Origin of the sequence: Thermocrispum sp. (genome assembly GCF_002919275.1) — a bacterium.
Classification (GTDB): domain Bacteria; phylum Actinomycetota; class Actinomycetes; order Mycobacteriales; family Pseudonocardiaceae; genus Thermocrispum; species Thermocrispum agreste.
Window position 1 is genome coordinate 21,780 of the sequence record NZ_PKFA01000049.1, and the last position, 18,248, is coordinate 40,027.

At 68.9% G+C, this 18,248-nt stretch carries 17 protein-coding genes and 4 tRNA genes; 13 read left to right on the forward strand and 8 right to left on the reverse strand.

Annotated elements, in window-relative coordinates; translation table 11 throughout:
- The first annotated feature begins 121 nt into the window (after positions 1 to 121).
- Positions 122 to 2,221: a S9 family peptidase gene (locus CXP56_RS11265; RefSeq protein WP_028846271.1), complete on the forward strand. Its 2,100-nt coding sequence runs from the start codon at positions 122 to 124 to the stop codon at positions 2,219 to 2,221.
- A 255-nt stretch (positions 2,222 to 2,476) separates the two neighbouring features.
- On the opposite strand, the gene CXP56_RS11270 is transcribed toward CXP56_RS11265, so the two are convergent.
- Positions 2,477 to 3,736: a glycosyltransferase 87 family protein gene (locus tag CXP56_RS11270; protein WP_051309508.1), complete on the reverse strand. Its 1,260-nt coding sequence runs from the start codon at positions 3,734 to 3,736 to the stop codon at positions 2,477 to 2,479.
- Between the two features lie 155 nt (positions 3,737 to 3,891).
- Here CXP56_RS11270 and CXP56_RS11275 point away from each other — a divergent pair, with 155 nt between their 5' ends.
- Positions 3,892 to 5,079 carry an acyl-CoA dehydrogenase family protein gene (locus CXP56_RS11275; RefSeq protein ID WP_286901043.1) on the forward strand — a complete coding sequence of 396 codons (1,188 nt, stop codon included), beginning with the start codon at positions 3,892 to 3,894 and terminating at the stop codon, positions 5,077 to 5,079.
- 120 nt (positions 5,080 to 5,199) lie between these two features.
- A complete protein-coding gene (locus CXP56_RS11280; RefSeq protein WP_028846269.1) occupies positions 5,200 to 6,420 on the forward strand; it encodes a thiolase family protein in 1,221 nt (406 codons plus the stop codon).
- 156 nt (positions 6,421 to 6,576) lie between these two features.
- On the opposite strand, the gene CXP56_RS11285 is transcribed toward CXP56_RS11280, so the two are convergent.
- The 4 genes from CXP56_RS11285 to CXP56_RS11300 all read right to left on the reverse strand — a co-directional run bounded on the left by CXP56_RS11285 (position 6,577) and on the right by CXP56_RS11300 (position 10,027).
- Positions 6,577 to 8,175, reverse strand: a complete 1,599-nt coding sequence (locus CXP56_RS11285; protein WP_245566515.1) for a beta-N-acetylhexosaminidase — start codon at positions 8,173 to 8,175, stop codon at positions 6,577 to 6,579.
- 330 nt (positions 8,176 to 8,505) lie between these two features.
- Complete coding sequence (locus CXP56_RS11290; protein ID WP_156899062.1) at positions 8,506 to 9,309, reverse strand: hypothetical protein; 804 nt, start codon at positions 9,307 to 9,309, stop codon at positions 8,506 to 8,508.
- A 59-nt stretch (positions 9,310 to 9,368) separates the two neighbouring features.
- Entirely contained in the window at positions 9,369 to 9,626 is a 258-nt protein-coding gene (locus tag CXP56_RS11295; RefSeq protein ID WP_051309506.1) for a hypothetical protein, read from the reverse strand.
- Positions 9,626 to 10,027, reverse strand: coding sequence for a hypothetical protein (locus CXP56_RS11300; RefSeq protein ID WP_286901044.1), 402 nt, complete (start codon positions 10,025 to 10,027; stop codon positions 9,626 to 9,628). The genes CXP56_RS11295 and CXP56_RS11300 overlap by 1 nt, the downstream gene beginning before the upstream one ends.
- A 42-nt stretch (positions 10,028 to 10,069) precedes the next feature.
- On the opposite strand from CXP56_RS11300, the gene CXP56_RS11305 reads away from it, so the two are divergent.
- The 5 genes from CXP56_RS11305 (at position 10,070) to CXP56_RS11325 (ending at position 14,653) form a co-directional block, all read left to right on the forward strand.
- Positions 10,070 to 11,815, forward strand: coding sequence for a hypothetical protein (locus CXP56_RS11305; RefSeq protein ID WP_156899061.1), 1,746 nt, complete (start codon positions 10,070 to 10,072; stop codon positions 11,813 to 11,815).
- A 28-nt stretch (positions 11,816 to 11,843) separates the two neighbouring features.
- Complete coding sequence (locus tag CXP56_RS11310) at positions 11,844 to 12,161, forward strand: right-handed parallel beta-helix repeat-containing protein (RefSeq protein WP_286901045.1); 318 nt, start codon at positions 11,844 to 11,846, stop codon at positions 12,159 to 12,161.
- Positions 12,158 to 12,283 carry a hypothetical protein gene (locus CXP56_RS11315; RefSeq protein WP_281168964.1) on the forward strand — a complete coding sequence of 42 codons (126 nt, stop codon included), beginning with the start codon at positions 12,158 to 12,160 and terminating at the stop codon, positions 12,281 to 12,283. The genes CXP56_RS11310 and CXP56_RS11315 overlap by 4 nt, the downstream gene beginning before the upstream one ends.
- Before the next feature lie 97 nt (positions 12,284 to 12,380).
- Entirely contained in the window at positions 12,381 to 13,463 is a 1,083-nt protein-coding gene (locus tag CXP56_RS11320; RefSeq protein ID WP_084608791.1) for a type VII secretion protein EccE, read from the forward strand.
- Between the two features lie 929 nt (positions 13,464 to 14,392).
- Entirely contained in the window at positions 14,393 to 14,653 is a 261-nt protein-coding gene (locus CXP56_RS11325; protein ID WP_156899060.1) for a hypothetical protein, read from the forward strand.
- A 238-nt stretch (positions 14,654 to 14,891) separates the two neighbouring features.
- Here the strand turns inward: CXP56_RS11325 and CXP56_RS11330 are convergent.
- Positions 14,892 to 14,966 (reverse strand) — tRNA-Val (locus CXP56_RS11330).
- Between the two features lie 385 nt (positions 14,967 to 15,351).
- On the opposite strand from CXP56_RS11330, the gene CXP56_RS11335 reads away from it, so the two are divergent.
- From CXP56_RS11335 to CXP56_RS11355, 5 genes are all read left to right on the forward strand, one after another.
- On the forward strand, positions 15,352 to 15,777 hold the full coding sequence (locus CXP56_RS11335) for an SsgA family sporulation/cell division regulator (RefSeq protein WP_028846265.1): 426 nt from the start codon (positions 15,352 to 15,354) through the stop codon (positions 15,775 to 15,777).
- Between the two features lie 92 nt (positions 15,778 to 15,869).
- Positions 15,870 to 15,942 (forward strand) — tRNA-Gly (locus tag CXP56_RS11340).
- A gap of 28 nt (positions 15,943 to 15,970) precedes the next feature.
- Positions 15,971 to 16,041: transfer RNA gene (locus CXP56_RS11345), tRNA-Cys, on the forward strand.
- Position 16,042: 1 nt separating this feature from the next.
- A tRNA-Val gene (locus CXP56_RS11350) sits at positions 16,043 to 16,117 on the forward strand.
- 385 nt (positions 16,118 to 16,502) lie between these two features.
- Entirely contained in the window at positions 16,503 to 16,694 is a 192-nt protein-coding gene (locus tag CXP56_RS11355; RefSeq protein WP_286901048.1) for a hypothetical protein, read from the forward strand.
- Between the two features lie 165 nt (positions 16,695 to 16,859).
- On the opposite strand, the gene CXP56_RS11360 is transcribed toward CXP56_RS11355, so the two are convergent.
- Positions 16,860 to 17,054, reverse strand: a complete 195-nt coding sequence (locus tag CXP56_RS11360) for a DUF397 domain-containing protein (protein WP_028846263.1) — start codon at positions 17,052 to 17,054, stop codon at positions 16,860 to 16,862.
- A complete protein-coding gene (locus CXP56_RS11365; protein ID WP_286901049.1) occupies positions 17,029 to 17,889 on the reverse strand; it encodes a helix-turn-helix domain-containing protein in 861 nt (286 codons plus the stop codon). Before CXP56_RS11365 ends, CXP56_RS11360 begins: the two co-directional genes overlap by 26 nt.
- Positions 17,890 to 18,248: the final 359 nt, after the last annotated feature.

The following is an 18,248-nucleotide window of genomic DNA, read 5'->3' on the forward strand; positions in this document are numbered from 1 at the left end:
CATCCGCACAACGTTGCTCATTGCGGTTGTTTGTTGCACAGTTGACCACCTCGGCAATCGATTCGTTGCATCGTGTGATGCGGTGCCGGGTGGCGGGACCGGGCGTGGCACAGTGCACGGTGTGACGAGTGGTGTGACGACTGACCGGCAAGACCTGCCGTTTCTCCGCAAGCTGGCCCGTACCCAACGCTTCACCCTCGGTGCGCCGAGGGAGTTCGCGATCTCACCGGACGCCTCGCGCGTGCTGTTCCTGCGCAGTGCCGACGGGTACGACAAGAAGCACAGCTTGTGGTCGCTGGACCTGACCACCGGCACCGAGTCCGTTCTGGTCGACGCGAACGCGTTGCTGCCGGGGGAGGAGGACCTGCCGCCCGAGGAACGGGCCCGGCGCGAGCGGGCTCGGGAGACCGGCGGCGGTGTCATGCGCTACGCCGTGGACTCCGGGCACACCACGGTCGCGTTCTCGCTGGCAGGCAAGCTCTACACGGTCGACCTGGCCTCCGGCGAGGTGTCGCTCCGGGTCGACGGCGCGGCGGTCGATCCGCGGCTGAGCCCCGACGGCAGTCACGTCGCGTACGTGGTGGGTGGCGCCCTGTGGGTCGTGGATCTCGCCTCCGGGACCGACTCGGTGCTGGCCGACGAGCCGGACGACGACGTCACCTGGGGGCTCGCCGAGTTCATCGCGGCCGAGGAAATGCGGCGATCCCGCGGCTACTGGTGGGCCCCGGACGGCAGCGCCATCCTCGCGCAACGAACCGACACCAGCGGGGTCCAGCGCTGGCACATCGCCGACCCGGCCGATCCGGGCACACAGCCGACCTCGATGGCCTACCCCGCGTCGGGCACGCCCAATGCGCGGGTGTCGCTGGCCTTCCTCCGCCTGGACGGGTCCAGAGTGGACGTCGACCTGGGGGACTGGGAGTACCTGGCCGCCGTGCACTGGTCGGCGGGCGGCCCGCCGCTGGTGACCGTGCAGACCAGGGATCAACGCCGTACCGACGTGCTGGCGGTGGACCCGGAAACCGGCGCGACCAGGCAGCTGTACAGCGACACCGACGAGGCCTGGGTCGAGCTGGTCACCGGAGTGCCCGCGTGGACCGAGGACGGCCGGCTGGTGCGTGTCGTCGTCTCCGACGACGCATACCGGCTGATGATCGACGACGAGCTGGTGACCGATCCGTCGCTGCAAGTCCGGTCGGTGGTGCACGTCGGGCGCGAGGTGCTGTTCACCGCGTCCGCCGGCGATCCCACGCAGATTCACGTCTACCGCACCGACCAGGGCTCCGTTCGCCGGCTGTCGACGGTCGACGGTGTGACGGTGGCGGCGGGGCGCGCCGAGGCGTGCGTGCTGTCCGCATGGTCGCTTGATCACGCCGGTCCGCGGGTGAGCGTGGTTCGTGACGGGCACGACCCGGTGCCGATCGGCGTGCACACCGCCGATCCCGGCATCGAGCCGAGGCCGAAGATGATGACGGCCGGAAAGCGGCGGCTCCGCGTCGCCTTGCTGTTCCCCACCGGCTATCGGCCGAGCGACGGCCCGCTTCCGGTGCTGCTCGACCCGTACGGCGGTCCGCACGCGCAGCGGGTGCTCGCCACGCGCAACGCGTTCCTGACACCGCAGTGGCTGGCCGACCAGGGATTCGCCGTGCTGGTGGCCGACGGCCGGGGAAGTCCTGGCCGCGGCCCGGCGTGGGAGAAGGAGATCGCGGGTCGCTGCGCCGAGGTCAGCCTGAACGACCAGGTGGACGCGCTGCTGGCGGTGGCCGCCGACCATCCGGAGCTGGACTTGTCGCGGGTGGCGATCCGCGGCTGGTCCTACGGCGGCTACCTGGCTGCGCTGGCCGTGCTGCGCAGGCCGGACGTGTTCCATGCGGCAGTGGCGGGGGCGCCGGTGACCGACTGGAAGCTGTACGACACCCACTACACCGAGCGCTACCTGGGGCATCCGGACGAGAACCCGGAGGCGTACCGGGCCAACTCGTTGATCGACGACGCGCCGAACCTGAGCAGGCCGCTGATGATCGTGCACGGCATGGCCGACGACAACGTCTTCGTGGCGCATGCGCTCCGGCTGTCCCAGGCGCTGCTCAAGGCGGGCAAGCCGCACGAGTTCGTTCCCTTGGTGGCGACCACGCACATGACCCCAGCGGACGAGGACGTCGCGGAGAACCTGCTCCGTCTCCAGGTGGACTGGCTCCACGAGCAGCTGGGCGGCAAGTAGGCCGCAGCAGCGGCAGTCGGATCGGCAAGAACGGTCGGTCGAGCTCGCTCACCGCAACGCGACCGGGCCGACGGCCCTCGACGAGCTGGCGCACGGTGTCGCACTCGAGGCCCGACACGTGGCGAGCGAGCCGCGCAGCCGGGGGCAGGCCAGACCGGCGCCGGCCCGTCGATGGCCATACCGATGAGCGGTTGCCCACGGCATCGACGGCGATCGTGCCGAGTGACCGCGGCAGCGGGCGACAGCTCTCGGCTTTCACGCGGCTTTTGGGGCCTCGTCGGGCTGAGTCACGGCGCGCCGCTGCCGGCGCTTGCCGACGATCCCGGTGATCGCCATCGCGACGATCCAGGCGATACCCAGCAGCACGTAGGCATTGCCCACCAGGTGCTGTTCCGGCGTCCACAACTGCTCGAGATCGATGGGCGGGTTGTTCCAGTCGTCGTTGCCCGGCAGCTGGTGGAACGGGCCGATGACGAACGTCGCCACGGTGATCACGGTACCGGCGAGCAGGACGAATCGTCGAGGTCGGTTGTCCTGCCACGCCTGCAGGCAGCCGTAGGCCATGACGGCGACCGCGGGCGCGATCCACACCCAGTGGTGCGACCACGCCGTCGGGGACGCCAGCAACGACAACGCCGCGCACAGCATGAGGGCGGTCTCCGGGGTGCTGGCCCGGGCGCCGATCACCACCAGCGCGAGCAGCACCAGCACCACGACAGCGGTCACGACGACGAGCGTCGTGCCGTCCAGGCCCAGCCGCGCGAACGCCGCTTGCACGGTCTGGTTGGTGCGGTACGTGGAGCCACTGATCTGGCCCGCCCCGGCGAAGCCGCCGAACCAGTAGGTGACCGAGCCGCTGGGATTGACCAGGAATCCGAGCGCGGTGGCGGCCGCCCCGGTGGCCGCGGCCACGCCGACCGCCCGGTAGTCCCGGCGCAGCAGGAAGTACAGCACGAACACCGCGGGCGTGAGCTTGACGGCTGCGGCCAGGCCGACACCGATGCCGCGCGGCCACCGGGTCCGCCTGGCCAGGCAGTCGATGGCCACCAGCCCCATCAGCAGCAAGTTGATCTGCCCGAAGGCGAACGTCTCCCGCAGCGGCTCCAGGCACAGCAGCAGGATCAGCGAGCCGCCCGCCACGGCGAGGGTGGTACGCCTGCTGGCCTGCGGATACAGATGCCTGCCGACCAGATAGACCGTGCCGACCGTGCAGCCGATCCCCAGCAGGAACAGCAGTGTGTAGGACAGTGTCCACGGCAGCACGGCGAACGGGATCATGCAGACCGCGGCGAACGGGGGATAGATGAACGGCAGGACCAGGCCGCCGTTGACCGCGGGCAGCTCCCCGTAGATGTCGCCGCCCTCCCACCAGCGCCAGACCGCGAACCGGTACACCTCGAGGTCGATGTGCGCGAAGGGGATGTTGACCGCGTAGAAGTAGGCGATGCTCAGTGCGGCGACGACGGTCGAGGCGATGATGACGACTCGCTCGGTGGTGACTTTCCCCGGCTGCACCGTCCGGAGCCTAACACCGGGACGGGCTACACCGGCCACGCGCTGGGGGACGTCGGCCGCTGTCGGGAAGTGGTGACGCGCCGTGACCGGACTGCGCGGTGATCGTGATCGCGACGGGTGGCGCTCGGCGGGCGTCGCCCTCGATAGTGAGGGGCATGTACACCGGCAACCCCGATGTTCCCGATGACGTCTTCGCGGAGGTTCTCGACCAGATCGAAGACTTCGTGCGCTCGCGTGTCATGCCACGCGAGCGCGAGATCATGGAGACCGACCGGATTCCGGCCGATCTGCGGCAGCAAGCCGCCGAGATGGGCTTGTTCGGGTACGCGCTCCCGCAGCGGTGGGGCGGGCTCGGCCTGGACGTGGTGCAGGACGTCGAGGTCGCCATGGTGCTCGGCTACTCGTCGTTGGCGCTGCGCTCGATGTTCGGCACCAACAACGGCATCGCCGGCCAGGTGCTGGTCGGGTTCGGCACCGACGAGCAGCGGGCGCGGTGGCTGCCCGGGATGGCCTCGGGGGAGATCGTCGCCTCGTTCGCCCTCACCGAGCCGGGCGCGGGCTCGAACCCGGCCGGGCTGAGGACCACCGCGAAGCCGGACGGCGACGGATGGGTCATCGACGGCGCCAAGCAGTTCATCACCAACGCCACCGAGGCGGGGCTGTTCGTCGTCTTCGCGCGCACGCAGCCGCCGTCGGAGGCCAGTCCCGGGATCGCGGTGTTCCTGGTCCCGGCGGACGCGCCGGGGATCACCGTCGGGCCGCACGACGCGAAGATGGGCCAGGAAGGTTCCCGCACCGCCGAGGTGACCTTCTCGCAGGTGCGGGTCGGTCCCGAGGCGCTCGTCGGTGGTGACGCCGACGTCGGCTACCGGGCCGCCATGGCTTCGCTGGCACGCGGCCGGATCCACATCGCCGCGCTGGCCGTCGGAGCCGCCCAGCGGGCGCTGGACGAATCGGTGAGTTACGCCGCGACCGCCACGCAGGGCGGTACCCCGATCGGTGACTTCCAGCTGGTGCAGGCCATGATCGCCGACCAGCAAACCGGCGTCATGGCCGGTCGTGCACTGGTCCGGGACACGGCCCGGCGGTACGCCACCGGGGAGGACCGCCGGATCGGGCCGTCGGCGGCGAAGCTGTTCTGCACCGAGATGGCGGGCAAGGTCGCGGATCTGGCCGTCCAGGTGCACGGCGGGAACGGCTACATGCGCGGGGTTGCGGTGGAGCGGATCTACCGCGACGTCCGGTTGATGCGGCTGTACGAAGGCACCAGTGAAATCCAGCGGCTGATCGTCGGCGGTGGTCTGCTGCGCGCGGAGCGGAAGAAGGCCGGACGACCCGGGTAACGTGACACCGTCGGGCACATCACCCCGTGCCGATCCGACACCCGAGCAGCGCCCTGGCGCGAAAGACACCGCCGCAGGGCGACAGCCGCGGCCACGCCGCGCGAGCACAGTGGGAGAGCCATGACTGACGTGTTCATCGTGGACGGAGTCCGCACCCCGCAAGGACGTTACGGTGGCGCGCTGGCCCAGGTCCGGCCGGACGACCTGGCCGCGATGGTGGTGCGCGAAGTGGTCGGCCGCGCCACGGTTCCCGCCGACGCGATCGACGAGGTGATCCTCGGTGCGGCCAACCAGGCCGGTGAGGACAACCGGAACGTGGCGCGGATGGCCGCGCTGCTGGCCGGGCTGCCGGACGAGGTCCCCGGATACACGGTGAACCGGTTGTGCGCCAGCGGCCTGACCGCGGTGGCGACCGCCGCCGCCACGATCCGTGCCGGTGAGGCGGACGTCGTCGTCGCGGGCGGAGTGGAGTCCATGACCAGGGCTCCCTGGGTGATGGCCAAGCCGGGCACCCCGTGGGCCCGGCCCGGTGAGGTGTCCGACACCTCGCTCGGCTGGCGCTTCACCAACCCGAAGTTCACCGAGCACGACCGGGCCGTGCCCGCAGGCGCCGGGCCCGAGGTCCGCAAGGTCACGCTGTCCATGGGGGAGACGGCCGAGGAGGTGGCCAGGCTCGACGGCATCACCAGGGAGGAATCCGACCAGTTCGCCCTGCGCAGCCATCAGCGCGCGGTCGCGGCCGCCGACGCCGGGCACTTCCGGCGGGAGATCGTGCCGGTGCCGGTCGGTGACGAGCTTGTCGAGGCCGACGAAGGACCGCGTCGTTCCACCAGCCTCGAGAAGCTGGCCAAGCTGAAGCCGGTGTTCCGCAAGGACGGCATCGTGACCGCGGGGTCGTCCTCTCCGCTGTCCGACGGTGCGGCGGCGTTGCTGCTGGCCGGCGAGCGCGCGATCCAGCGGCACGGACTGACACCGCGGGCCAGGGTGGTGGCCGGCGCCAGCGCCGGTGTCGCCCCCCACGTCATGGGGCTCGGGCCGGTGCCCGCCACCGAGAAGCTTCTGGACCGCACCGGGCTGACCGTGGACGACATCGACGCCGTCGAGCTGAACGAGGCGTTCGCCGCGCAGAGCCTGGCCGTCATCCGCAGGCTGAAGCTGGACCCGGAGAAGGTGAATGCCGACGGCGGGGCGATCGCGCTCGGCCATCCGCTCGGCTGCTCCGGAGCACGGCTGGTCGTCACGCTGCTCGGGCGGCTCGAGCGGGAGGACGCTCGGCGTGGCCTGGCGACCCTGTGCGTCGGTGTGGGCCAGGGGGTCTCTCTGCTGGTCGAGCGGGTCTGAACCGCCTGCACCGCGCTGTCCCGTCGACAGTGCGGCGGGGGTGGCATGCGTCGCGGCGACCGGACGGACTGTCGGCCGCGGTGGCTCCGACGCCGCGGCTACTGGTCCGGGGCCGCCGCGGCGTCGGCTCTCCGCCGACTGCAGGACGGGAAGGGGTCACCAGTCGATCTGCGGGGACCGGTAGAAGTCGACCCCTTCCGCCTCCCACCGTTTGCCCTCTTCGGCCAGCCGGGCCCGGAACGACTCCCAGTCGTGGCTGTCCGCGGGCGACCAGCCGAGCTCGGCGATGGCCGGAAGCCGGGGGAAGGCCATGAACTCGATGTCGTCGATGTTGCGCAGGGTCTCCGACCACAGCGGTGCCTCGACGCCGAGCACCGACTCCTCGCCGACACCCGTCACGTGGCTTCCCGGATCCCAGTCGTAGGCGTCCTTGACCTCGATGTAGCCGGCCCAGGACAGGCCGAGCGGGGTGTTCTGGTCGTACTTCATGTCCAGGTAGGCCTTGTTGGCCGGGGACATGATCACCTTGTTGCCGTGGGCGACGGCGTCGGCCAGGCTCGCGTTCTCCCGGTTGGTGTGCCAGAACTGCGGCACGACCGACGTGGGCGGCTCGGCCTTGGTGACCTCGGTCCAGCCGAACGCGCGCTTGCCGTACTTCTCCACCAGCGGCAGGACCCGCTGCATGAACGCCCGGTAGTCCTCCTCCGGCGTGGCGTGCGCCTCGTCGCCACCGATGTGCAGGTACGGGCCGGGGGTCAGCTCCGCGACCTCACGGATGACGTCCTCGACGAACCGGTACGTCGTCTCCAGCCCGATGCACAGCGAGCTGTATCCGACTTCGGTGTCCGTGCGCGGCGGCACCGGGACGCCGTCGCAGTTCAGCTCGCCGTAGACCGACAACGCGGCGTTGGTGTGCCCCGGCATGTCGATCTCGGGGACGATGGTGATGTGCCGGCTCTCGGCGTAGGCGACCAAGTCGGCGTAGTCCTCCTTGGTCAGGTAGCCGCCGCCGACACCGTCCACGCCGGTGCCGGGACCGCCGCCGACCGGGGCCAGGTCCGGCCACGAGTCGATCTCGATCCGCCAGCCCTGGTCGTCGGTCAGGTGCAGGTGCAGGTAGTTGATCTTGTAGTGGACGATCTGGTCGATGTAGGACTTGATCTCGTCCGGGGTGTGGAAGTGCCGGGCGATGTCCAGCATGGCGCCCCGGTATTCGAACCGTGGCGCGTCGACCACGCGTCCGGCGGGCACCGTCCACGTGTGCTTCTGCTGCGTGCCGGCGGCGAACTCCGGGGGCAGCAGCTGCCTCAGCGTCTGCACCCCGGCGAACAGGCCGTCCGAGGTGTTGGCGCGGATGGTGATCCGATGCGGGGTGACGTCCAACCGGTAGCCCTGGTCACCGACCCGCTTGCCCGCACCATGGAGCAGCAGCGCGATGTGCGGGCGGGCCGTAGGACGGTCGACGATCGGCACGTCGAATCCGGTGGCTGGCCGAATCTCCTCGGCAAGGTACTCGGCGACCTGGCGGGCCTCGGCCGAACCGGGCTCGGTGCGGACGACGATGCCCGGAGTGAGCCGGAATCCGGGGCCGCCATGGGCTTTCGCCTCGAGCGGCGCGGGGATCAGTGCGTCGTAGCGGCTGGTGATCTGGTGGGACGCCGGCGCCGTCTGCTCGGCGAAGGCCGGGGTGACGGCGGCGGTCACGGCGAGCGCGGCCGCTGCCAGGACGGCGGCCAGGCGGGTTCGCTTCGGCACGGTGCACCTCCGGGGTCGGCCGGATGACGTGCGATAAAGGTGTAGACCAATCGGCAGCGATCCGCCAGGGCCTGCCGGGTGGTCGTGGCCGAACGGGCAGCGAATCGGGGTCGGCGGACGCGCACGCGACAACGGCTGCCACCCCGAAACCGGAGCGGCAGCCGCGCGCAGCAGTGCGATCCCAGCGAACATCACCCGGCTTGCGGCCACGTCGCCGCAGGCATCAGCACCCTGGCGGGGCCGGCCGCGGCGGCATCGGACTGCTCTCCGACGCCGGTGCCAGGTGCTGCGGCCTCGGCCAGCGTCGTGGGCTGGGCACGCGCGACGCGCTCAGACTTCGAGGTTCCGCCGGGTTTCCTCGGTGGTGTACTTGTCGTCTTCGCCGTCGGTGAAGATGTCGTCGACGTTGTCCTTGCGCTCCCGCATCTTGTCGATCATGCCGGTGACGCCCTTGACCTTCTCCACACCGCTGCCCATGCTGCCCGGATTGAGGCCGATCGTTTCCTCCACGGCTTTGTAGCCGCCTTCCTTGACCGAGTGCAGCACGGCTTGCCCGAGGTTCATCTCCTGGAAGCGGCGGGCAGTACCGCTCAGGCCGAGCGGGCTCTCCCACGCTGCCTTGTACGCGTTGAGCGCACCCTTGAACCCTTGCAGGCGCTCACCCCAGGTGTCCAGGAACGTGGCGAACCGCTTCAGCGGCGGGAAAAGCTTCCCCAGCCATTCGAAGGCCTTGCTCAGCGCCGTGGCGACGTGGCCGACCGTGTTCGCCATGGTGGCGGCGACGCTGGCACCGAACGAGAACACCGAACTGGCCAGCGCGGGCAACCAGGCGTAGATGCACCAGAACACCAGCTCGCTGATGATGGCCTTGATCGTCTCCTCGATGACCTGCATGACGATCGACCACATCGTGAGCGTGTCGGCGACGCCGTGCGCGGTGCCGGCGATCCCTTCGATGCCCTTGGACAGCTCCTCGAGCTTGTTCTTGGCCGCCGTACCCGCTTCCTGGGGCCAGTTCTTCAGCTGCTTGTCCCGGTCCTCGCACAGGGCCTGCGCCATGTTCTTCAGGCCTTCGCCGATCTGCTGGAAGTTGCCGGAGGCCTCGGCCAGGGCGGGACCGTCGCCGCTGACCATGTGCAGCACGTCCTGCAGCGGCTGGAACAGTTCGAGCAGGAAGCTGAGCCCGTTGCTGATCAGCCAGTGATGGGGTCCTTGGCGAAGCTGACGATCTCAGCCGCGCACTCGCCGACGAGCGCGAGACCCTTGCTGACGACCTCCGCCTTGGAGATCTCGAAGTCCTTGTCCGCCCACTCGTCGTAGGTCTGGTACGCCGAGCCGGCGATCGAGATCTTCTTCGCCGCGTTCTGGATGTCGAACAACGGGTCGTCGATCTCGTCGGACGTGAACTTCTCCTTCGCCTGATCGGCGAAACTTTCCCGTTGCTCGGCCATCACCGCCCCTTGTCGTCGCCGATGCCGTCCACCTCGGCCGCGTGGTGGCCGAACATGATCACGTGGTCCTGCTCGGTGCTCTCGTAGACCTTCGCCGCCTCGGCGATCTTGTCGCCGAGGCCCTGGAACGCCTCTTGCAGGTCGTCCACCAGCTCGCGCAGGATCTGCAGCTTGCTCGTGTACTTGCCCTTGACAAAGAGCCCGATCACACCCCAGGACTCGTCGGAGATCCCGTTGGCCTCCTCGACCAGGCCCTCGAACTTCTTCGCTTCCGATTGGTAGAAGTCGAGCGTCTTGACGAACTGTTTGAGCTCGCCGACCTCGACACCGATACCGATACCTTCGGTCCCCCCAGTGCGACTCCCTTCCGGGCCCGCAGGCCGCGTCAGGAATGATGGCACACGCACCGAGTAGTGATCGTCCGTTTCGGGGGGAGAACGTTCGTGGATGCCGCCACACTCGACGAGGCTGGGCTGTGGGTCACTGGGGGAGGCCTGGCGTTCTTCGTCGTGTCGATCCTTGCGCGGACGTGGACTGCGGACGAGGGTCGCTACGAGGAGGAGCAAGCCGCGCTGAAGGCGCTGGCAGACGCGCGGAACACCGGCATGAGCAGGCACGGCCCCACGTTCGTCTCCTACACGAAGCCGGACACCGGGGAGCCGGTGACGCCGGAGTGGTGTGCGGGTTTCACGATCCACGGTTTTGCAGCCGCTGCGTTCGGTTACGGGGAGGGCCGGCGTTGTGTCATCCAGGTCAAGACGCCGCACACGCCGGAGTTCCGGGTGGTTCGGGCGGGCAGCGCGGCCGCGGATCGGCTGCGGCTGCGTCTCGGTGAGTTCCCGCGGTTGTTGACCAAGAACGAAGCCCAAAAAGTCGCCGTTTTCGCCGCCGACGAAGCGGTTGCCAAGGCCTTCCGGAAGCTGATCGTCGTACCGTACGAGCGGCTGTCTCCCGGTGAGAAGGACCGGGTCCCCGAGTCGGACCGGCCGCACTCGATGGCCCTGGCCGACGGTGTGATCAGCATCGACGTCGCCGCGCCGCAGCGGCTGGACGACGTCATCGAATACGCCAAGGATCTGCTGGAGTTGGTGCGTGACGTCCCGGACCATTCGTGGCGCACCCACGCAACCAGGGACGATGTGGGACCTGGATACGGTGGTCGTTACTTCCGATACCGGCCGCGTCCGCGCGAACAGTGGTGTCGTCTGCTCAGCACGCTCGGCCTGCTGCCCATGATCGTGGTGGCGTTGGCTTTCGGGGTAGCAGAGATAGGGCGATCCCTCGCCTATCTGACCGGCGCGCCGACCCGGATCTTCACCGGTGACGAGCTGCCCGCGATCTTCGCCGAGCGGTACACCTCGCTGCCGAGTTCGCAGCTGTCGGCCAACGTGTACGCCGTGCTCGGAGTGCTGGCGGTGTACATGTTCGGAACGCTGGCGGTGCGACTCGGCCGCTGGGTGGGCATACCGTTGCCTGCACTGCCGCCCAGACTGCGCAGCTACCTGCGCCGCATGGTGTTCGCCCTCGTGGTCGGGGTGTTGCTGCTGGCGATACTCAGCCTCGGCGTCCGTGGCTGGCTGGCGCTGGTCATAGTGCTCGTCATCGATGTCGTAGTGGCCGGACTCCTGCAGTTCGGCGTGTTCGTCGGGCGCCGGCTGAGGAAGCGGAGCACCGACATCGTCGATGTCGGGCTCTTCGCCCTGCTTGCGCTGGCGGCGATGCCCGGGGCCTACCTCCTCGGCAACGCAGCGGCGGTCATGGTGGGTGTGGGGCCGACGGTCGAAGTGACCGTCGTGGACAGGGAGGATCCCTTGGGGGACGATCCCCCCAGCCTTGACGTCACCTACGAGCTCGGCGGCCAACGGAAGGAGAGCACCGGCAAGGAATGGCACGGTGATCGTGACGACGCGCCGCACGAGGGCGACACGCTGACCATGGCGATGGCGCCGCTGTGGCCGCGTGAGCTGTTCTTCGAGCGGTCCGACGCATGGTCGAGGGTCGAAGACGGTCTGCTGGCGATCGCCCTCATCGCCGGTTGCCTCGCCTACGGGATCGCCTTCGGTGGAGGCCGGAAGATGGAGCCCAGCTACATGAAGGACGGCCGGCTGAGGATGCCGCCGGGTGCATCCGATCCGGGCCGTCAGGAAAGCGCCGGCCAGGTTGCCGAGGGACACGAAAGGTCCTCGTGACGATCGCCGGACCGCTAGGGTTGGACGCATGGCCCGCACGCTTCTCGTCGCGCCTGGCCAACGTGGGGCGCTGTCCAGCATTGCCGAAGCACTCGAAGTGGCGGACGACGACACGGTCGTCACGATCGCCCCGGGCACTTACACCGAGCCGGTCCAGGTCCACCGGCGCAAGGTGACGCTGGTGGCACGGGACCGGGGCACAGTGACCCTCGAGGGGCAGGCCGGGGAACCCACCGTGTCGTGCGTCGGGGGAGTGCTCGAACTCAGCGGCATGACGGTGATCGGGTGCGGACGGACCAGCACGACGAATGGGTCGAGCGGGCCGATGCTGCCGTGCGCCGGATGACGCCTGCCGACACCGCCGAGGACGCGGTGTGGGAGGTCGAGAAGCCGGGCGGCCCGGTGATCGCCCGCGACAACCGGGATCAGTACCGGAACGAGCCTCCGGCGGCGTTGGGCAGCGCGTAGCAGACCTCACGGCAGCGAGTGATCGGCCGCGTCGAGCCGGCGGGCGAGACTCCCCAACTTTTCGGCGGGCGCCCCGGTCGAAGTGGGTGTGGGGACGATGACGCAAAGCTCGAGGTGGCTGCGGCCCCGCCGGTTGCCCGGCCGGATCGGCCCGATCGGCGTGGTCCGGCTGGTGCTGGTGCACATGGTGATCGCCGTGGCCATCGTCGCCGCAGCGAACGGCCTCGTTGCCGGTCTGATCGGTGGCACGCTCGCCGCGGTGCTGCTGGCCCTGCTGCTGGGCAGATACAACGGCCGGTGGCTGACCGACACGATCGTGTTGTGGGCGCGCTACCGCCGCCGCGCCGGCCGTGGTGCGCCGACGCCGGACCCTCGGCTGGCGGCCCTGCGGTATCTGTCACCGACGCTGACCGTCCAGAACGTCGCAGGCCCGGACGGTCCACTCGGCGTAGCCGACGACGGGACAGGTTGGTTTGCGGTGCTGGAGCTGCGCAAGCCGCACGGCGACAACGCGACGACTGCGCCGGTGCCGATCACCAGGCTCATGGCAATCGCCGACGACGCCGAGGTGGCGGGAGTTCAGTTCCAGGTCGTCACCCAAACCACGGGCGGTGTGCCGGTGGCATGGGTCGCGGTTCGCGTGGACGCGCGGCAGCTGGCCGAATCGTTCGTCGGCACGCCCGAGTACACCGTGAACGTCCCGGCGGTGATGGCCGAGATGGTTCGCCGCGTCGGCCGGGCGCTCGCTCGGCGCGGTGTTGCGGCGCGGACGCTGGACGCTGATCGCCTGCTGGCGGCGCTGGCTCATTCGTGTGATTTGGCGCCGGGTGGTCAGCCCGCTGCCGAGGAGCGGTGGCGGGAGTGGCGTTCGCGTCGACTGGCGCACACGTGCTTCTGGGTGCGGTCCTGGCCGGATCCACGGCGAGCAGGGGAGCTGTTCGCGGCGATTCGGGCCATGTCCCTGCCGTCGACGAGTATCGGGATCACGGTTGCTCCCCGCGGCAAGGAAGCCGACCTCCGGTGCGTCGTTCGCATCGCGACCCCGCACGCCGGGAACGAGGACGCCACCACCCAGCTCCTGCGCGTCAGTCGAGGCTACGGCGCCGAGATGTTCCGGCTGGACGGTGAGCACGCGCTCGGCGTGTACGCGTCCGCCCCGACGGGAGGAGGAATGGCATGAACGTCGCAGCCACGTCCGTGACCAAGAAGGACGCGCAAGCCGCGAGGACTCCATCGCCGGCCAACGGCACGGTGCAGCCACCCGGTACCGCGCCCACCCAGGCAGGCCACCCGCTGGGCGCCGCACCACCCACCCAGGCGGGCCACCCGCTGGGCGCCGCACCACCCGGACGGGCCGGGGGCACCCGCCGGGGACCGGCTCCGACCACCACGGTCGCTCCGCGCGGCGCCCTGCCATCGGCGCATCCTGGGCGCCTCGGACCGATGCCGACCGGTGCGGGCCGGCCACAGGTGGCTCACCGACCGGCTGCTGGACCGACGGGCCCGGCCCGCGCGGCGCACGGTGCCCGGGCTGCGGCACAAGCAGCCGCTCAGCCGGGTGGCCTGCGGCGGGCGGGCGCACAGCGACAAGCCGCCGCGGCGCCTGCGGTGCCACCGCGGCCGAGCGGGCAACCCCATCAACCTGCCCAACCCCCCGTCGTGCCGGTTGCCGCCGCGCGCTGTACCGGGCTGCCGCCACTGTCGGTGGGGCATCACCTCGCCTCGCGCGAAGAGCTCGGCCACCTTCAGCTCACCGCGACGACCTACGGCCTCACGCTGGGCAAGGACGAAAGGGGAGTAGCGGTTCCGCTACCGGTACTCGTGCCCACTCCGACATCGGTGGCGTTGATCGGGGGCTGGTGGGCGGCGCGATACGTCGCGATGCGGGCGTTGGCGTTCGGAGCACGCGTCGTAGTGTTCACCGACCAGCCTGCGGGCTGGCATGACCTGGCCGAACATGTCACTGGCCGCATCGATCGAGTGGTGGTCGTTCCTCCGGCAGCACGCCCTGACGTGCCTGGCACCGCGGAGCGACCGGTGCTCTTGGTGCACGACGTCAACCACGCCCGGAGCTGGGAGTACGCACGGCCCTCGTCATGGCAGACGCGGGTGTCGGTGATCGACGTGTTGACTCCGGAACGAGCGCAGCTCCTCCACCACGCCGACATCATCGTGATGCAACGCCTGCAACCCAGCGAGGCGTCGGTCGTGGCGGGTGCACTGGGCATGGTTCAGGAAACGGTCAGCCGGCTGCAGCATGTCGGAGCCGAGGAACTTGCGGTGCTGGTGAAACCGGCGGCCCGGCACTTGGTGCGGGTCGACCTGACACCGAGGGAAAGCACGGTGCTGTGCCGGCCGGGACGCTACTGACCGGTGGCGCAGGGAACGGCGGGGACCGGCACCCGGGTCGACGTCACCCAGGATCTGCTGACCGGTGGCGCAGGGAGCGGCGGCCACGGTGGTGGTTGCTGTGTTTCCGGGAGCTGAACCGGCGAATCAGTTGGCCAGCAGGAAGGTACTCCGTTCGTGGTCGCTGAGTGGCCGGGTGATGCGCTCGCTGGTCACGAACGAAGCCCCCTGACCCTGCTGGCCAGGGGGCTTCGTTGGGTGGTGCGCGATGCTGGGATCGAACCAGCGACCTCTTCGGTGTGAACGAAGCGCTCTCCCGCTGAGCTAATCGCGCTTGTGTCGCCGTCGGACTCGTCGGTGCCGACTGCATGGAGAACTTTACCCGACGCCGTTCGGGGACTGCACGAAGGGTCCCCCTTTGCCGATCACGAGGAGCTTCGATCACGACACCGTGCGCACACGGGCCAGGTCAGCGGGGTTGTCGATAACAAATGTGTGACCTTCGTCTTGCGGCATTCGCGCGACATCTCTTTTGCATGTGCATCTTCCCGAGCACTATGGAGCGGACGCTGCCGCAGCACCTCTGCCCGGACGGGTGAGGCAAAGCCGACCATACGGGTGATACCTGCGGCCGAAGTGGGCCAACCAGGAATAGGTCGCGTCATAGCTGTGTACGCAGGTCGTTAGCACGACCGGGAAGGGGACGAAGGGTAGAGACGATGCGCAACGACCACGTGACGCTCCGCTCGACCGCGGTGTTCGACCTGCTCGCTCCGCGGGCGCCAGCTGTTCCGGTCAAGGTGGAGCTGCGCTACGACACGCGTGACCCGTACGCGGTCGTGGCGGCGTTCCGCACCGGGAAGGCCGGCTGGGTGGAATGGGTCTTTGCGCGTGACCTGCTCGCCGACGGCCTGCTGGCCGACTCCGGCGAGGGCGACGTCCGGATCCGTCCCTCCGTCGAGGACCCGGAGTCGGTGTTCATCGAGCTGAACTCGCCGTCCGGGCACGCCATGTTCGAAGCCTCCGCGCAGGAGCTGGCGGACTTCCTCGACCGCACCTACGACGTGGTGCTCCCGGGCAACGAGCACCTGTGGGTCGACGTGGACGACGCGCTGACCCACCTCATCCCCCACGACCTGGCCTGAAGGTCATTTCCCCGACCCCGGTGCGTGCGGCCTCCACGGCGTCGGCTAAAGTGTTGGACACAACCACCACGGAGCACCCGAGGTGGCACAATGCGGATGTAGCGCAGTTGGTAGCGCATCACCTTGCCAAGGTGAGGGTCGCGGGTTCGAGTCCCGTCATCCGCTCGGCGATGGCTTTTGCTCAGGCCGACGCGGTGGAGTGGCCGAGAGGATAGGCAGCGGCCTGCAAAGCCGTCTACACGGGTTCGAGTCCCGTCTCCACCTCGCGCGATTAGCTCAGCGGGAGAGCGCTACCTTGACACGGTAGAGGTCACTGGTTCGATCCCAGTATCGCGCACCAGCGTTTCCGCAAGTCAGGCCCGGTTTTGCCGGGCCTTTCGCATGCGTGCCCCGACGTGCCCCATTGGATTGGTCGGGCGGGGCAGGACCTGTGATGATCATGTCTCGTAACGTTCCTGTCACACCTTGAACCTCGAGGCAGCAAGTCTCCATAAGGGTGGGACGAGCGGCGTCTCCGGCTCCGGACGCAGCGCGCGGAGTGACCTGCGCCACGTCTCCGGGTATGTCCGGTCGGCCGTACCGCGGGCGTGGGCCCGACGCAACCACGTGGTCACCACACCGCCAGCCGACTGGCTGCCGGGGCCCGCGCCGCAGCACTTTCACCGACGTCAAGTCGCCGGGGGAGTCGGGGCTGCCGCCCGACGAGCTGTTCCTGCAGCTGCTGCGTGAGCGCGGCGGAGATCGAAGAGTGGGTCAACGAAACGACCATCGAGTTCGGCAAGCTCGCGTGCGAGTGGCTCGAGGAGGGCTTGTTGCTGGGCGACGTGGCCGCCCGCTACGAGGAATCATTCCGGGACGAGGGCGCGATGTCCGTTGTCACAGGGGGCCGCTGTGTTCTGCCTGAAAACGTGCGCTGAGCGAAGCGACGGTCCTTGGGGCGGTGAATCGGCCTGCGCAGGTCACGAGGCCGCCAGACCACTACCTGATCAGGCAGTAGCCTGAGTTGGATCAGGCGTAGCCCTAGACATGAGGCCCCTCTCCCCGCGCGCAGGGAGAGGGGCCCAGGTCACTGTGTCGACCGTTCAGGTCAGGTCGTCGAACTCGCCCGCCTTGACCCCCTGCACGAAGGCCGCGATCTCGGCCTTGGTGAAGGCCAGGCGAGGTCCGTCGGGGTCCTTCGAGTCGCGCATGAGGATGTGACCGTCCTCGGCCTTGCGCAGCTCGACGCAGTCGGAGTCCGGGCCGCTGAAGCTAGACTTGCGCCACTCGCTGCTCATCTGCTGATCCTTCCACTTCTTCCTTGAGCCGCTCGATCAAACGCATCGATTCTGTCTCACCGAGTGCGACAGCATTCAGCTGGGACAGCACCCCGAGATAGATGCCCGTATGTTCTTCGGTGTCGAGAAACACGGTGCCGCGCAAGTTCTCGACATCCACGACTGGTTGCCACTCGTCGAACTCCAGCACGCTGAAGGGGCCGAGCAATGCGCCTCGCGCATCTGCTTCGGGGAGCACGACCCGCAGGGTGATGTTGTCCTGTTGCCCGATGTTGAGGAGCGCCGCGAGTTGGCGAGCCAGTATCTCCCTACTGCCGACCGTTGCTTTGAGCGCGGTCAGCCCAAGGAAAACCCGATATTCCACATCGCCTTTCAAGATCTGCTGGCGACGCACTCGCACAGTCAGCCGGGCTTCTATGTCTGCCGTATCGAGGTTCGGATCGAACCCGATCGCGGAGCGCGCGTAGTCCATGGTCTGTAGCAGGCCAGGGATCAGCAACGGTGCCCACTCGGTGATCTTCTGGGCGTCGTTCTCGTAGTCCGCAAGGGCTCCCATCGTCTTCGTGACACCCGCGAGCTCCCACCAGCCGGGTTCGTCGAGCGAGCGCACGGTGGCGAGAATGCGGTCGCGCCGGTCACCGGTGACGCGGTACAGGCCGAGCAGACCCGAAATCTCTTCGGGGTTGTACGGACCCTGGCCCTTCTCGATCCGGTGCAGACGATTGAAGTCCCAGCCCACCCCTTTGGCGGCATCCCGCAGGCTCAGACCGGCTGATTCACGACTCTGACGTAGTGCCGCCCCCAGGCGCTTGGCCTTCACCTTCGACTTCGCCATTCAATCCTCCGTCTGGGTGAACTGCGACCCGTTTCAATTGCTGATACAGGCTGTCGGAGCGAACTCTAGCAGCCGTTGTTCACAAACAGACTGCGATCACTGAAACACGGAGGGACACAGCATGCAAGCCCCGACCCTGCAGCTGGCTAGCCGACCGTGTTTCACCTGCGCACCTGATTCGACGGATCGGGTGAGCGCAACCGCGGCACCCCCGCAGGTGAATCCCCGCCCCCTGCGGGGAGTGCCGCCCTCCACACCAGCCGTCGCCGCGACCCCACGGCACGTCGTGGTTGATCGCAGCAGCGGCGGTTCCCGGATGAACGATCTTGCCCTGCTGGCTGCGCCGATCACGACTCGTC

Coding starts and splice junctions, on each gene's coding strand:
- CXP56_RS11315 (WP_281168964.1), top strand. CDS start 12,158: ATGACGCCTGCCGACACCGCCGAGGACGCGGTGTGGGAGGTCGAGAAG.
- CXP56_RS11295 (WP_051309506.1), bottom strand. CDS start 9,626: ATGGCCGAGCAACGGGAAAGTTTCGCCGATCAGGCGAAGGAGAAGTTC.
- CXP56_RS11320 (WP_084608791.1), top strand. CDS start 12,381: ATGACGCAAAGCTCGAGGTGGCTGCGGCCCCGCCGGTTGCCCGGCCGG.
- CXP56_RS11365 (WP_286901049.1), bottom strand. CDS start 17,889: ATGGCGAAGTCGAAGGTGAAGGCCAAGCGCCTGGGGGCGGCACTACGT.
- CXP56_RS11360 (WP_028846263.1), bottom strand. CDS start 17,054: ATGAGCAGCGAGTGGCGCAAGTCTAGCTTCAGCGGCCCGGACTCCGAC.
- CXP56_RS11275 (WP_286901043.1), top strand. CDS start 3,892: ATGTACACCGGCAACCCCGATGTTCCCGATGACGTCTTCGCGGAGGTT.
- CXP56_RS11335 (WP_028846265.1), top strand. CDS start 15,352: ATGCGCAACGACCACGTGACGCTCCGCTCGACCGCGGTGTTCGACCTG.
- CXP56_RS11290 (WP_156899062.1), bottom strand. CDS start 9,309: ATGGTCAGCGGCGACGGTCCCGCCCTGGCCGAGGCCTCCGGCAACTTC.
- CXP56_RS11310 (WP_286901045.1), top strand. CDS start 11,844: ATGGCCCGCACGCTTCTCGTCGCGCCTGGCCAACGTGGGGCGCTGTCC.
- CXP56_RS11280 (WP_028846269.1), top strand. CDS start 5,200: ATGACTGACGTGTTCATCGTGGACGGAGTCCGCACCCCGCAAGGACGT.